Below are 15,173 nucleotides of genomic sequence, written 5' to 3' on the forward strand. Positions count from 1 at the left end.
CCATGGAATACCCGCGCGATAGCGATACAGCACCGCCTCCACGAACAAACGGTTGTCCACCGCAGTGCCGCCGACATAGCCTTCTCGACCGGGAAGAAGATCCTGTATCCGCTCCCACTGGTCATCGCGTAAACTATAGCGTCGCATCTGTCTGTCTCCCCCAAAAAACGGGAAAACAGTCAGCACACGCAGACACAAAGTACAACCCTCACCTGCCACACTCAGGGTTTAACTGACGACACGCCCTAATACTCAAGCCAGCGCGGGAGCCTCACAATCGTTCCCCTGCGGGAGGCGCACATACCCGCAACACATACCGGCCCTCTGATTCCCCGCCAAAAGCTGATAGACTGCCGCCATGCCCGAGCACAGGACCCGCCCCGCATGACGCAGATCGGCTTTTATCACCTCACCCGCACCAGTGTGGAGGATGCTCTGCCCCAGTTGCTCTCCCGCACACTGGCCAGCAGGCAGAAAGCTGTGGTGTGGTGCGCTGGCAAACCGCTGCTGGATGCGGTTGATAAAGCCTTATGGAAAGTGTCGGACCCGGCATGGCTCCCGCACGGCAGCGAAGGCATTTTATGCCCGGACCTGCAACCCATCTGGCTGACACTGGGCGAGGACGTTCCTAACGCCGCCCCGTTCCTGTTCCTGCTGGAAAGCCGCACCTGCCCGGACAATCCCCCTTTTGAGCGGGTGTTTGACCTGTTTGACGGGCAGGATGAAGCCGCCGTCGCCGCAGCCAGAGGACGATGGACCGCCATGAAAGCCGCCGGGCATGATCTGGCCTACTGGCGGCAGGAAGACCGGGGCTGGAAGCGCGCCCGCTAAGAGCGTTTTGAATCGTAACGGATATGCATTAAAAACACACTGAGCGCGAAAACGCTCACACCTTGAACGCTCCACGTTCTTTCACGCGACATAGCCTGAAAATTATGCCCATAGTGCTGCTACAGGCACCCGGTTGCCAGACGATGGAAAACGCTCAGGAACACTCAGAATGAAACGATTAACGGGTACCCTGGGCAGTCTCTTTCATACCTTTGGCAGTCTGATCCTGTACTGGGCGGTTTTCCTGCTGTTTGGTATCAAACCGGCCATTGCCGTAACCCTCGCCTTTATTGTGGCCGAGGTTATCTGGCGCGTGACAACCCGCCGCCCTTTTCCGGCTTTATGGTGGTTCTCAAATATCATGGCGATGGTGTTTGGTCTTGTTGATCTGTACGCCAAAACACCGTTCATGCTGCGGTATGAAGCTACAGTCTCCAACCTTATCACAGCAGCATTTTTTGCCGCAGGAGCCGTGGGGGAAGAACCGCTGATCATGCGTCTCGCCGCGAGTTCCAGAAACGGGGACACCATTCCAAAAGACCGTCCGGAAATCATACAGTTTTTCAGGGCTTTTACCGTCTTGTGGGCTGCCTATTTTGTCGCGCGCGCCGGGGTTTTCCTCTGGGTCATGACGGCCTTCCCCCTGACAAAAGCGCTCATGCTCCGCACCGTTATCAGCTGGGTCAGTCTCGGGGTCATGATGCTGATCAGCATGAACGGCCGCCGAGTGTTTATGCTCTGCCAGCGTCTGGGCTGGTTTACCACACCCGCGCCGGTGCCAGCGCCCGCACCGCTCACACCCAGATAATCCGCCTGCCAGTGCCCCCGGCAGTTGAATACGTCACCCAACCCGCACCCCCAGCAGGCGTGTCTTACCTGCCCCCGCCTGCCCTACGGCCAGCCCCCGGCGTCTCTGTGCCGCTAAAGCCAGAACTGCTTTTGGGGGTGCCATTCAGTTCCATACCGCGCGTTGGGCCTTTGCCGCCATTGCTACAACGCACTCCCCATTGGCATTGCCTGCGGACATCTGCCTGCTTTTAAAGTGGCTTACTGGCCACCCCGCACGGCAGCGCCCTTAGCCCGGATTGCCGCGAATTCGGAACCGGCCTTCCACTGCGGCCAGCTTTGTGAAAACGCCAGACCGCGGCCAACTGTATAGAGAAGGGCCACATCTTCCGCCGCACCGCGCACATCCCAGTCCGGGCTCCACGCATCACACGCCTGATGGTAGCAGACCATATAATCCTGCAACCATTTCCGCCCGGCAGGCACGCCCCCGTTCAGCAGGTCCGGATACCCCGCCATATCCATAAGGGCCGCCACCGGCACACCCGCGCGGGCAAACGGCAGATGGTCGGCACGGTAGAACGCCCCGCGTTCGGGCATGGCTTCCGGCAGCATCACGCGGCCCTGTTTTTCCGCAGCGGCGGCAATATCATCCTGCACCGTATCCTGCCCGGCCCCGACCATAAAGACGTTGCGGGAAGGCCCTGCCATCTGCAACACATCCATCGTGAAATTGGCAGCGGTTTTTTCAAGAGGAGCCATCGGGTGGGCTGCATACCATGCGGAGCCAAGCAGCCCCCGTTCCTCAGCCGTCCATGAGGCAAACATCACCGTGCGCTCAGGCCGCGGGCCAGCCTTAAATGCGCGGGCAATTTCCAGCACGCCCGCAACGCCAGAGCCATCATCAATCGCGCCGTGACGAATAACGGTCTGACCCTGCGCATCCCTGCTCATGCCAAATGCATCCCAGTGCGCGCCAAACATCACGGTTTCATCGGGATGTTTGCTGCCCGTCAGCTTACCCAGCACGTTCTGGCTTTCCAGATGGGAGACCTCTACCGGCACATCGAGAGAGAACCGGGCCTTGGGCAAGGTCACAGGTTTAAAGGAGGCCTGACGCGCCTGCACCCGTAACGCTGGCAGATCCAGCCCGGCCTGAGCAAAAACCTTTGTGGCCGCCGGGGTGGAAATCCAGCCCTGCATCAGCACAGGCTGGGCTTCCCCGCTCTGCGCGATATCAAAAGACTCACCACCCGGTGCAATCACGGTGGACCAGCCATACGCGGCACCGGGCGTATCATGCACAATCAGCGCGCCAATGGCCCCGCGACGGGCTGCTTCCTCATATTTGTAGGTCCAGCGGCCATAATAGGTCATGGCGCGACCACCGAATTTACCGGCTACGGCTTCATCCGGTTTTGCATCAAAATCAGGATCGTTAATCAGGAAGACCGCAATCTTGCCTTTGAGATCAACATCTTTGAAATCATCCCATCCGCGCTCTGGCGCATGCACGCCATAGCCCACAAAAACCAGCGGTGCATTGCGGATTGTCAGGCGGTCCACCCCGCGCGCGGTGGTAAAGTAAACATCCTGCGCCTGCTCCAGCTTCAGCGTGTTTTTGGCAAATGCCACCTGAAGGAGGTCCGGCTTGCCAACACGGGTATGCTGCAACGGCACACGCTGCGTCCAGCCGCCATTCTCCCCGGCGGGTTCCAGACCAATCTGCTTATACTGCTCAATCAGCCATGCGACGGTCTTTGCCTCACCGGGAGAACCGGGCGCACGACCTTCAAACGCATCGCTCCCCAGAACCTTCATGGCGTCAGACATCCGCTCCGGGCTGATGGGCGCATAAACGGACGGAGAAACCTCCTTCGCCTGTGCCGCAACAGAAAGCCCCAGCGGCCCCACAGCCACCACAAGTGCCGTGGCGGACGCAGCGCAGGCCAGCAGACCACGCCGAAGGCCCTGCATGCCTCCCTGACGGACAAGTCTGCTCCGGAGTGTGTGGTCTGTCTTGCGCATCATGCTGTGTCCTGCCTGCGGGTCAGAAAAAAATAAAGCCTGAGAGAATAGTCAGGACCGTTTCCATAAAGCAACAGCACAGCACAAAAACGAACAGGGTGCCTCCAGCGGAAAACTGGATGCACCCTGTTCCTTAGCACCCTCCCTGCCGGGCTATGGACCGCTTACGGATGGATCAGCAGGCGCAGGACGCCAGCCACAACACCTAACCCGGCAACACCCCCAGCCCACAGGCCCACAAACCAGAGCAGCCTGAGCCACAACGGGCGTTCTGCTGTGTGCTGCATTGCCGCCTCCCTCAATGGTAGCTCTCGCTATGCTCGTTCACCGGGCCACGGAAAACATGATACGCAAAAGCTGTGTAGGACAGAATGAGCGGAATCAGCACCGCAGCGCCCACGAGCAGAAACGCCTGACTGGAAGGCGGAGCCGACGCCTGCCAGATGGTCATGCCCGGTGGCACGATATACGGCCAGATGGAAATCCCCAGTCCGGAAAAAGATAGAAAAAACCAGCCCAGAGCACAGAAAAACGGAATACGGCGAGAAACACCGCCCCGCAGCGCCCGGACCATGACCAGTGCCAGAACAAGCACAGCCACCGGCACAGGGGCCACAAAAAGAATACGCGGCCAGTCCGTCCAGTTCTGCATGTATGTCACGTGCAGCGCGGGGGTCCAGAGGGATACCGCGGCAATCATACCCAGCATGGCGAGGGAGAGAAGGCCGGACCACCTGCGCATGGTGTCCTGCAACGTGCTTTCTGTGCGCCAGACCAGCCATGTGGCCCCCAGCAGCGTATAACCAACCGCCACAGCCAGACCGCAGAACAGCGGGAACGGCGCCAGCCAGTCAAAACTGCCGCCCACAAACGCATTATTCTCCACAGCAATGCCGGAAACCAGCGTGCCCAGAATAACGCCCTGCATTATCGCTGCGACCAGTGAGCCACCACAGAACCCGATATCCCACACATCCCGCATTGCTTCCGTGTGCATCCGGGACCGAAATTCAAACGCCACGCCACGCATGATCAGCGCAAACAGCATGATCAGCACCGGCAGATACAAGGCAGGCAGGATGGTGGCATAAGCGTTGGGAAAGACGCCATAAAGCGCTGCACCGCCAAAAATCATCCATGTCTCGTTACCGTCCCAGACCGGTGCGATGGTCTGCACCATTACATTCCGATAGGTCTTGTTGCGCTCGGCAAGAAAAAGAATACCCAGCCCGAGATCAAACCCGTCCAGCACGATATAGATAAAAATCGCCATTGCCGCGAGAACCGCCCAGACAATGGGAAGCCAGTAGGCTGCACCTGTCAGATCCATGATCAGCTTTCCTTCCCTGTAATGCCTGTTGCCGCGGTGCCCGAAACAGCCGCCTGCATGGAGGCCGCCCGCTGGGGGGCGTGCGCATCTGGCCCGGCTTCACCCGCATGGGGTTCCTGCGCAAAACCGCGTAGAAGGATGCTGATGCCCGAGGCAAAAACAATGAAATAGACAATAACAAACACAACCAGTGTCGAGGCGATGCTCCCAGCCGCCACGGGTGAGGCGCTTTCTGCCGTGCGCAGCAGGCCATAAACCGTGTAAGGCTGCCGCCCGACCTCCGTTGTCACCCAGCCACACAGCATGGCGATAAAGCCTGCCGGGGCCATGAGCAGCGCAAAACGCTGCAACAGCACATCCGAACACAACCGACCGCGCCAGCGCAGCCAGAGCGAATACACACCCAGCACCGCCATGAGCATGCCCAGCGCCACCATGATGCGGAAACTGAAGAACACAACAGGAGACGGAGCGCGCTGGTCCTTCGGGTAATCCTTCAGGCCCGGTACTTTTCCCTCAAGGCTATGAGTCAGGATAAGCGAGCCGAGCAGCGGCACTTCCACCTTGTAACGTGTCGTTTCATGCTCCATGTCCGGAATACCAAACAACAGTTCCGGTGCGCGGCTCTGGCTCTCCCAGTCCCCTTCAATCGCGGCGATTTTGGCAGGCTGATATTTCAGCGTGTTCAGCCCCTGCGTATCCCCGGCCAGAATTTGCAGCGGGGCGACAATGGCCGCCATCCACATGGCCATGGAGAACATGATTTTAACGGCCTCCGTCGGCGCGCGCCCTGCGCGTCTGGCGCGCAGCAGATGCCAGGCCCCGACCCCGCCAACCGCAAAGGCCACGCACAAAAACGCTGCCAGCGCCATATGCACAAGCCGGAACGGGAAGGACGGATTGAAAACAATGGCCCACCAGTCCGCCGGGATAAAACGGCCGGTTCCGGGTTCAATCGCATAACCCTGCGGCGTCTGCATCCATGAGTTGGAAGAGAGGATCCAGCTCATGGAAATCAGCGTACCGAGGGACACCACGCAGGTAGCGAAAAAATGCAGTTTCCGTCCAACCTTGTTCATGCCGAACAGCATGATGCCGAGGAAGCCCGCCTCCAGAAAGAAGGCCGTCATGACCTCATAACCCAGCAACGGCCCCAGAATTGGACCTGCTTTTTGTGAAAACTGCGCCCAGTTGGTCCCGAATTCATAAGACATGACCAGCCCGGAGACCACGCCCATGCCAAAGACAATGGAAAAAGCCCGCAGCCAGTAACGGAACAGGTCCAGATAGACCTGCCGCCCGGTTTTAAGCCAGAGCCCTTCCAGCACCGCCAGAAACGCGGCCAGCCCGATGGAAAAGGCGGGAAAAACAATGTGAAATCCGACAGTAAACGCAAATTGCAGTCGTGCCAGAAATAAGGGGTCCAGTGCGCCCACGAGACTCGTACTCCATGTTCAGAACGTACGCGCCTTCAGGAACTGGTCTTCGACGACACGAACGTGGTTTCAGTGCGAAACATTCCCGATCTCAGTGCCTGAAATGTCACCGCATGGTGTCCGGGTGTTGCACCAGAGCCGTGCGGACGACAAAGCGTTTGTCATCATGACATCATAAGCAGGCGTTATGTTGGACGCAGCACAAAGGGGAAGGTTGCGCATGCTCTCCGGTGCAACGCCCGGAAAGCGCGCAGACTGTGACCATCCGGCAACAGCGGGTTCAGCAGACAGGCTCAGTAAAAAAGCCAGAAGGTCTATATCGGGCAGGTTTCCGGCGGCAGGGCAAAAGCCGGGTTATGCAGAAAATCCGGGTCCGTCAGTGTCTGGAGGAACGCTTCCAGCGCCTGTTCGTCCTGCGCGGATAACGCGGGGCTGTGGCTATGGGCCTGGAGTGCGGCGCGCAGCGTAGGGGCTGAGCCATCATGCAGATACGGCGCGGTCACGCCCACATTGCGCAAGGAGGGCGTTCTGATCCGCGCCGGATGGTCTGTATTGATCTTATGGAAGGACTGATCACTCAGCAAAAAGCCGCTGTGGCACGCCGCACACTGCGCTGGGCCGAAAAATAGAACGGCCCCGCGCTGCGCTGGCGCGGGCAGAACCGCCTGTTTCTTTTGCGCCTGATCCCACAGGCTGTTCCGGGAGATCAGGGTGCGCTCAAACGCGGCAAGCGCCTGCGGCACGGTGCGGGCGTCAATCCGTCCGTTATCCTTTTTGAAGGCCGCAGCAAAGAGTTTCTGATAACAGGCTTCCCCGGATACCCGATGCAGGAGCGTTGCCCAGCCGGACATCCCCATTTCCACCGGCCCGTGCCCGAAAACCGGCGTCGCTACCTGCTGTTCCAGTGTGGTGATGTGCTGGTCCAGCCATGTCAGGGTTTTGAAAGCACCAACATTCCCAAGAGAAGGGACGTTGCGCACCCCGGCCTCATCCGTAATACCGGCGTGGGTTGCCATACCATCTGCAAACGCATGGCGCTGCTCATGGCAGGAGGCGCAGGCCATACTGCCATCACCCGACAAATCCGCATCATAAAACAGCCGCCGCCCAAGCTGGATGCGCGCCTCCTGTTCTGAAAGCGCAACGGGGCCAGACACAGCCGGAGCACGGGCATCCACCGCCATAACAGAGGGCGTCTGTGCCGGTGCGGCCGCGCAAGACGCCCCCCACACGGCGGAGAACAGACACACCCCCGCCAGAAAACGCAGCACAGCTACGGCTGGCCTCATGGGGTCCTGATCACCATCAGCGTCATGTCCGGCTTACCGCTGCCGCTTACTTCAACCACCGCACGACCGGCTTCCAGCGGAAAATCGACCATCTTGCCAATACCACTACAGGCAGGCCCATGATTATGGCCAGAAGAGAGAATGGCTTTGCCGCCCTGCACCACATCCAGCCACGCCCGGTTGCCGAGCATCACGCGATATGTCCCGGCCGCAGGCACATCAAACGCAAACATGCCGCTGGAACTCACCTTGCCGCCCGGCTGCTCGGGCCGCACCACATACTGCATGTCTGCCGTGGAACGGAGGTGTGCGGCCACGGCCTTGCCTGCGGTCAGCCTGACACTTTCCAGATCCCGCGATGTTGCAGCTGCCGTAATGGGAGCAGGCTGCGCCCAGCCTTTCAGCGCCTCTGGCAAAGGGGCTTCCTCTTTAGGGCAGTTTTGCATTCCGTGGCCTGCATGATGCGGCGCACCAGCCTGCATCTGCCCGGCCTCTCCTGCCTGCGCGGCAGCAGCCCGCCCGGCAGATATTCCCACGGCCATTGTCAGACCAAGTGATAAAACTGCCACAGATTTTAACGCAATTTGTTTCGTGATTGCCATAAGCCGAACGCCCCCTCTATATACCGTGAGATATTGTATATTGATAAAGGACCCTTTCCCTAAATGAAAGCCTTCCTCCCGGTGACCACGCGCACCCTTTCCGCCGTGACACTGGCCAGCCTGCTCTCCACCAGCGCAGGGGCGGCCCTTGCAGCACCTGCCCCGCTGACCACCACGCCGGACCTGCGTCAGGTTAAAAAGAAGGCTTCCAGACCAATCTCCGCACCCCCCGCTGCGGCCCCACAGACCCGCCCGGACAGCGCCTATGATGCGCTGACCACCGGCAGCCCCCCTTATAACAGCGTGGTGGCGGAACGCGGCGCATCCGACATTTTCGGCCCCGGTGAAATTACGGTCTTCGGCACCCCGCACCGCAATGCGCTGGTCGGGAATTCCACCGTTTCCGCCAATGCTATTTATACTCTGAACAAAAACACGCTGGATGAAGCCGCGAACCTGATCCCCGGTGTCAACTCCGCCAGTACCGGCGGCACGCGCAACGAGCGCACTATTCTGGTGCGCGGGTTCAACCGTTTTCAGGTGCCGCTGATGGTGGACGGTATCCGCATTTATCTGCCTGCGGATAACCGGCTGGATTACGGGCGCTTTTTAACACCCGACATCGCGGAAATTCAGGTTGCCAAAGGCTATGCCTCGGTTCTGGACGGCCCGGACGCCATGGGCGGAATGGTCAATCTTGTCACCCGCAAACCGCACAAGGAACTGGAAGGCGAACTGCGCGGCGGCACCATGCTGGGGCATGATGGCGGGTATTCCGGTTATAATGTGTTCGGGCTGATCGGCACCAAACATGAAAAATGGTACGCACAGGCCAACTTTGCCATCAATAACGTGGACCATACCGATCTGTCCTCCAATTATGACCCCACCCCCACGCAGGGCAAAGGCAAACGGCTGCTGACAGATTCTCAGGACTGGCGCGTTAATTTTAAAGTTGGCTACACACCCAACGCCACGGATGAATACACCATTAACTACACCCGCCAGAGCGGTGAAAAACGCGCGCCGTTCAGCGTGACAGATTCCCTCAGCGCGCAAAAGGACTGGACATGGCCCGCGTGGGATCTGGACAGCCTCTCCCTCACCTCCCGCACCAGACTGAGCGACAGGCTCACCCTGCGCTCCCGCCTGTATCGCAATACCTTCTATAATCTTCTGAGAAGTTTTGATAACGCCAGCCTGAACACGCAGACAAAACCCAAAGCATTTAACAGCTATTATAATGATACCGCATGGGGCGGGAATGTGCGTCTGGATGCGGAAATTTCACGCCGGGATACGCTGGGCATTGCGTTCTATGGCCGGCGTGATGAACATGCCGAGCACGAGCAGGTTTTTCCCAGCGGAGCCTATCAGCCCACCACAACCTCGGTTGAGGAAAGCTACAGCATTGCGGGTGAAAACGTGTTTCGGTTTCTGCCTAATCTGGATCTGACCACCGGCGTCAGTTATGACTGGCGCGTGCTGGACCGCGCGCAGGGGTATTCCGGCGGCATTATCCATTACCCCACCCGCAACCGCGGAGCACCCAACGGGCAGGCGCGCCTGAGCTGGCGGCCGGACACCGTGTCTGAACTGCATATCAGCGTGTCAGACCGCGTCCGTTTCCCGACATTGTTTGAGCGTTTCAGCACCCGGTTTGGCGGCGCGGTTTCCAACCCCGGCCTGCGTCCGGAACGCGCCCAGAACTATGAGCTGGGTGGTTCCCACACCTTTGGAAAGATTGAGGTAGCCGGAGCCCTTTTCTATTCTCACCTGACAGACCTGATTGCCTCTTTCCCTGTGCAGTATAACGGCACAACCGTCTCCCAGAGCCGGAACATCAATAGCGGGAACTATGCCGGGGCAGAAATTTCTCTGGCTATTCCGGTGCGTAAAAACCTTCTGCTGGGCGGGAATTATACCTATACGCATCAGGATGTGAGCGCCCCCGGCTCTTCCCCGCGCTACCGGCCTACGGATGTGCCCACGCATAAGGCGTTTGCCTATGTGGAATGGTCACCCATTAAAAAACTGCGTTTTGTGCCGAACGTCGCTATTTCCTCCAACCGCTGGACCATGAACTCCATCGGCACAACCTATTTCCGCACCGGGCATAACGTGAACATTTCCGCCCGCGTGGATTACCAGATCACCCCCAATGTGCAGATTGGCGCGAATGCCTCCAACCTGCTGGACCAGAACTATCAGATGGTGGGCGGCTACCCGGAGCAGGGGCGGAATTTTTACGTTAATCTGAAAATCTCCGGATAACCCCTTATAAAACTTTCAGAAAGACGCCGGAGCCAGAGATGATCAAGACGCATGGCTGACCAGCGTTAAGATTAGTCTGTTGGCACGGCCTCCGGGCTGTGCCTAAAAATACCGTATGACCTCAGCCCCTCCGGCCCCGACTGCCAGCCTCCGTCCCCGCGCCCTCCGCCATGCCGAGGGCGTCAAGCTGCGCAAACGCACGCCCCGCACACGGCAGGCGGAGTGGCAGGCCCCCAAAAACAGGCAGGACCCGGTCTCCATTCTGGTAGAGCAAGGCATGCACCGCATCAGCGCGCTGCTGCCTGTGCGCTATGCCCGCATGGCGGCCTCACCCTTTGCTTTCCTGCGTGGGGCGGCGGCTGTCATGGCGGCGGATCTGGCCGGAACACCCGCCGCAGGCCCCAAAGTGCAAAGCTGTGGTGACTGCCATCTGGCCAACTTCGGCAGCTATGCCTCGCCGGAAGGGGTGCCGGTTTTTGATATCAATGATTTTGATGAAACACTGTCCGCCCCGTTTGAATGGGATGTAAAGCATCTGGGCACGTCCCTTGTACTGGCCGGGCGGGAAGGTGGCCTGTCCGACGGAGCCGCCAGCGCTCTGGCCCGCAGCATGGCGCAGGCTTATGCGCAGGAAATGGCCTATCTGGCACCCCTGAACCCGCTGGCCATCTGGGCGGAACGGATTGACCTTGCCGCCGCCATCGCCGGTTTTCAGGACAAGCAGGCCCGCAAAAAAGTGCAGAGCCTGCTGGATGCCAGGCTGGAAAGTGCGCGCAGCCACTTCGGCCTTGTGGCGGACAACGGCGGAGCCCCGCGCCTGACGGAAAAGCCGCCGCTCGTCATGCGCTTGCCGGAACAGGATGAGACTATCCGCGCCGCTTTTGCCCGTTACCTCGCCACCCAGCCGCCGGAACGCGCCATTCTGCTCTCACGCTACACATTGCAGGATGTGATCTTCAAGGTTGTGGGGGTGGGCAGCGTGGGCACGTTCTGCGCAATCGGCCTGTTTGCCACACCGGATAATGAGGTACTGCTGCTCCAGATCAAGGAAGCACAGACCTCCGTCCTTGCTCCGCATCTGGCCCCCTCCCCGTTCCATAATCAGGGCGAGCGGGTGGTAACCGGTCAGCGCATTATGCAGACTGCGTCCGATGCGTTTCTGGGCTGGACGCATAGCGGCGGCACAGACGAAGTGGACGGTGAGACCGGCACCCAGCCTACCGGCCAGCGGCAGTTTTACGTCCGCCGCCTGAAAGACCAGCGGCTTGCCGCCATTGGCGCGGAATTTGCCCAGATTGGCCTGCCGGACTACGCGCTGCTGTGCGGCCGCACGCTGGCCCGTGCCCATGCCCGCTCTGGTGACGTTGCCACCCTTTCCGGCTATCTCGGCGCAGGCCGCGCCTTTGCCGATGCCATCGCCAGCTTCTCCACCGCCTACGCTGACCAGACCAAAGCCGACTGGAAAACTTTCTGTGCTGCAATCAAAGCAGGGCGGATTTTTGCAAAACTGTCCAAAGACGAAAAAACAACAACTGGTTAACAGTATTGCAACAAAAATCTTCAGGTATATAAAATGTTAAAATTTGATGTGTGACTTCCTTCAATATACAAGAAATAGAGCTAGACCTTAAATAGATCATCACATGCTCAAAGGGAAATATGGGACAAGCTAGGAACCGAAAACAACTTTTCCTCGCAGAGCATACTAAATGTTGCTACTGCGGCCTTCCATCCACAACCATTGATCACTTTCCGCCGCGAACATTTTTTAAAGAACGAAATTGGCCAATGGGATATGAATTTCCCGCCTGCAATTCCTGTAACCATAGCAAACGTCTCGATGAGCAATCTTTAGCGTTATTAGTTAGAATTATTAGGTTCGATAACGAAACAAATATTAAAAGTTTTCAGAATACGTTCCAAGGGGTCCGCAACAACAATCCGGTTCTTGCACAGGAACTCAAGACAGAATCAGCTGTTGCTAGCAAAACCTACTTAAAAACGCGATTTGGTTCCTCTTCTAACGTGGACAAAATAGGGTTGACGGGATGGCGTAGTTGTACGCTTGGACCTGAATCTAATAGATTACTTGACAATATGTGCATATGGTTTGCTCAAACTGCTTGGTATATGCATTGTAAATCCATCTTTTCAGGAAAAATTATATGGACAAATGTCCTGACTGAGCACTTAAATCTTGAACCAGCTCAGAAAATTATATCAAATTTAATTGGAAAGCCCATCATGATGCGAAATGGGAAAAACGTATCAGAAGATTTTTTTTATAGATATTTTTCTACAGATGATCTTTTAATTTCTATATTTCAATTTGGGAAGCACCCTCAATTAGTGTTCGTCGTATGTGCCACTAAAGAGGGAATTATCGACCCGAATATTGATCTACCACAGTACTGGAAGCAGCATAGTATTGAACTAGCATAAAACAAAAAATCCCATTGCAAATGATAAAAAGGGCCTCCCAAAGAGGCCCTTTTTCACAACACACCAAACCGAAAACGTCAGGCGTTTTCATAATTTTTCTGCACAAACTCATTCAGCAGACGCACGCCAAAGCCGGTGGCCCCTTTGGGCTGGCCGTTGCGCGGAGTTTTGCTCCATGCTGTTCCGGCAATATCCAGATGCGCCCACGGAGTTTCCCCCACAAAGCGTTTCAGGAACTGGGCGGCGGTAATGGAACCACCCGGACGGCCACCAATGTTCTTCATGTCCGCAATGTCGGATTTCAGCATGGCGTCATACTCAGCGCCCATCGGCAGACGCCACAGCTTGTCACCCGTTGCCGCGCCCGCTGCCGTCAGATTGGCAGAAAGATCGTCATTGTTCGAGAACAGGCCTGCATATTCATGCCCAAGGCTGATGATGATCGCCCCCGTCAGCGTGGCGAGGTCCACCATGAGTTTTGGAGCAAAACGCTCACGCGCATACCAGAGGATATCGGCCAGAACCAGACGCCCTTCCGCATCCGTGTTCAGCACTTCAATCGTCTGGCCAGAGGCGCTGCGCACAACGTCACCGGGGCGCTGGGCCGTGCCGGACACCATGTTTTCCACCAACCCGATCACGCCAACAGCGTTCACTTTCGCCTTGCGGCCTGCAAGCGCTGTCATGAGGCCGGTCACGGTCGCGGCACCGGCCATGTCTTCTTTCATTTCTTCCATGCCTGCCGCAGGCTTGATGGAAATACCGCCGGAATCAAATGTCACGCCTTTGCCAATAAAGGCCAGCGGGGCGTCATCCTTCGCGCCGCCATTCCAGCGCATGATAACTGTGCGCGGGGCGTTTGCACTGCCCTGCGCCACACCCAGCAGCGCGCCAAAGCCAAGCTTTTCCATCTCGGCCTGCTCAAGCACCTCGACCTCAAGCCCAAGGCTGCGCAGCGTGGTCACACGCGCGGTAAATTCTTCGGGGTTCAGGACGTTGGCTGGCTCTGTTACCAGATCGCGGGTCAGGATCACTCCGCGCGCCACAGCGGAGAGCGGCGCAAACGCGGCCTCGGCCGCAGCCGGGTCAGCCGTCAGAACAGTCACAGCAGCCAGACGATGCTTTTTCTCAACCGTCGGAGCACTGTGATACAGGGAGAAGTGATACGCCCCCAGCACAGCACCCTGCGCGACAGACGCCGCAAAACCCTGCGGCACATTGCCCAGAGCAACAGTCGCTTTTTCCTGCGCACCAAAAGCGGAGGCCGCAACGCCACCAGAGGCTTCGGCTTCTTTCGCGCCAAAAGCGTCCAGCTTGCCAACGCCGATCAGCACAATGCGGGAAAAGCCAGCACCGGGGGCCAGCACAACGCAGGTTGTGCCGTCTTTGCCGGTAAAGTCATCGGCCTCAAGCGCACGGCTCAGCGCACCGTTGGTCGCTTTGTCGGCCTCGGCAAAAATGGCCGGACGGGCCTGCCCTTCGGCCAGCAGAAGAGCCAGTGCCCCGCCATCGGGCAGGGTTTCGGGGGAAAAGGAAATCTGAAGCATAATGACTGGCCTCCATAAACGCCTTAAGCTTTTTGCCTGACTTGGGTACGTCCCGCCTCGCCCCTTGGCAAGAGCACAGCCGGAACCGCCTTAAAAAAACAGGCAGGGCATGACGCGCCGCCGTTCCTGGCGTATGGTGGCAGCATGAGCACCAATACAGACGCTGACCTGCTGGCCCTTGCCGCCAGACTGGCGGAAGAAGCCGCCGAAATTATCCGCACCATCCGCGCGCGGGGGTTTGAAACGCTGACCAAAACCGACTCCTCGCCGGTGACGGAAGCGGACCACGCGGCAGAAGCACATATCCTGAAAGGCCTGCGCGCCGCCGTGCCGGAAATCCCGGTGATTGCGGAAGAGGAAATGGCTGCGGGCCTGCGCAGCGCTGTGTCAGACACCTACTGGCTGGTGGACCCGCTGGACGGCACACGGGAATTTGCGGCCGGGCGGGATGATTTTACAGTGAATATTGGCCTTGTGCGGGGCAGCCGTGCCGTTCTGGGGGCCATGGCTCTCCCTGCCTATTATCAGCTTTATACCGGCGGTATTGGCCTGCCTGCCGAACGCCGGGATCAAAACGGCACCACCGTTATCCACACCCGCACACCACC

At 58.2% G+C, this 15,173-nt stretch carries 14 protein-coding genes; 6 read left to right on the forward strand and 8 right to left on the reverse strand.

All coding sequences use genetic code 11. The features are described from left to right. Positions 1-147: transposase (locus KP699_RS14845; RefSeq protein ID WP_215761524.1), on the reverse strand; the 147-nt coding region annotated here is incomplete at its 3' end. Between the two features lie 237 nt (positions 148-384). Here KP699_RS14845 and KP699_RS14850 point away from each other — a divergent pair. Both KP699_RS14850 and KP699_RS14855 read left to right on the forward strand, forming a co-directional pair. Further along, positions 385-831: a DNA polymerase III subunit chi gene (locus KP699_RS14850; RefSeq protein WP_212373862.1), complete on the forward strand. Its 447-nt coding sequence runs from the start codon at positions 385-387 to the stop codon at positions 829-831. A 169-nt stretch (positions 832-1,000) separates the two neighbouring features. Continuing rightward, on the forward strand, positions 1,001-1,639 hold the full coding sequence (locus KP699_RS14855) for a septation protein IspZ (protein ID WP_215763174.1): 639 nt from the start codon (positions 1,001-1,003) through the stop codon (positions 1,637-1,639). Between the two features lie 239 nt (positions 1,640-1,878). Here KP699_RS14855 and KP699_RS14860 read toward each other — a convergent pair whose 3' ends face one another. The 6 genes from KP699_RS14860 to KP699_RS14885 all read right to left on the reverse strand — a co-directional run bounded on the left by KP699_RS14860 (position 1,879) and on the right by KP699_RS14885 (position 8,302). Then, positions 1,879-3,594, reverse strand: a complete 1,716-nt coding sequence (locus KP699_RS14860; RefSeq protein ID WP_215763180.1) for a M28 family metallopeptidase — start codon at positions 3,592-3,594, stop codon at positions 1,879-1,881. Positions 3,595-3,809: 215 nt separating this feature from the next. Next, complete coding sequence (locus tag KP699_RS14865; protein ID WP_212356256.1) at positions 3,810-3,932, reverse strand: DUF2474 family protein; 123 nt, start codon at positions 3,930-3,932, stop codon at positions 3,810-3,812. An 11-nt stretch (positions 3,933-3,943) separates the two neighbouring features. Further along, the gene (gene cydB, locus KP699_RS14870; RefSeq protein ID WP_025827876.1) at positions 3,944-4,975 is read right to left on the reverse strand and encodes a cytochrome d ubiquinol oxidase subunit II; all 1,032 of its coding nucleotides are present in this window, start codon (positions 4,973-4,975) and stop codon (positions 3,944-3,946) included. Between the two features lie 2 nt (positions 4,976-4,977). Beyond that, positions 4,978-6,411 carry a cytochrome ubiquinol oxidase subunit I gene (locus KP699_RS14875; protein WP_077930249.1) on the reverse strand — a complete coding sequence of 478 codons (1,434 nt, stop codon included), beginning with the start codon at positions 6,409-6,411 and terminating at the stop codon, positions 4,978-4,980. A gap of 314 nt (positions 6,412-6,725) precedes the next feature. Beyond that, complete coding sequence (locus KP699_RS14880; RefSeq protein ID WP_252347121.1) at positions 6,726-7,700, reverse strand: cytochrome-c peroxidase; 975 nt, start codon at positions 7,698-7,700, stop codon at positions 6,726-6,728. After that, positions 7,697-8,302, reverse strand: coding sequence for a hypothetical protein (locus KP699_RS14885; protein ID WP_215763175.1), 606 nt, complete (start codon positions 8,300-8,302; stop codon positions 7,697-7,699). Before KP699_RS14885 ends, KP699_RS14880 begins: the two co-directional genes overlap by 4 nt. 63 nt (positions 8,303-8,365) lie before the next feature. Between KP699_RS14885 and KP699_RS14890 the strand changes: the two genes are divergently transcribed. From KP699_RS14890 to KP699_RS14900, 3 genes are all read left to right on the forward strand, one after another. After that, complete coding sequence (locus KP699_RS14890; RefSeq protein WP_215763176.1) at positions 8,366-10,576, forward strand: TonB-dependent siderophore receptor; 2,211 nt, start codon at positions 8,366-8,368, stop codon at positions 10,574-10,576. 115 nt (positions 10,577-10,691) lie between these two features. After that, complete coding sequence (locus KP699_RS14895) at positions 10,692-12,116, forward strand: DUF2252 domain-containing protein (protein WP_215763177.1); 1,425 nt, start codon at positions 10,692-10,694, stop codon at positions 12,114-12,116. Between the two features lie 248 nt (positions 12,117-12,364). Next, on the forward strand, positions 12,365-13,018 hold the full coding sequence (locus KP699_RS14900) for a hypothetical protein (protein ID WP_215763178.1): 654 nt from the start codon (positions 12,365-12,367) through the stop codon (positions 13,016-13,018). 77 nt (positions 13,019-13,095) lie between these two features. Here KP699_RS14900 and KP699_RS14905 read toward each other — a convergent pair whose 3' ends face one another. Beyond that, complete coding sequence (locus KP699_RS14905) at positions 13,096-14,565, reverse strand: leucyl aminopeptidase (RefSeq protein ID WP_215763179.1); 1,470 nt, start codon at positions 14,563-14,565, stop codon at positions 13,096-13,098. A 144-nt stretch (positions 14,566-14,709) separates the two neighbouring features. Between KP699_RS14905 and KP699_RS14910 the strand changes: the two genes are divergently transcribed. Then, positions 14,710-15,173: 3'(2'),5'-bisphosphate nucleotidase CysQ (locus KP699_RS14910; RefSeq protein WP_305828573.1), on the forward strand; the 464-nt coding region annotated here is incomplete at its 3' end.

Source organism: Acetobacter sp. P1H12_c, from assembly GCF_018811975.1.
GTDB lineage: Bacteria > Pseudomonadota > Alphaproteobacteria > Acetobacterales > Acetobacteraceae > Acetobacter > Acetobacter persici.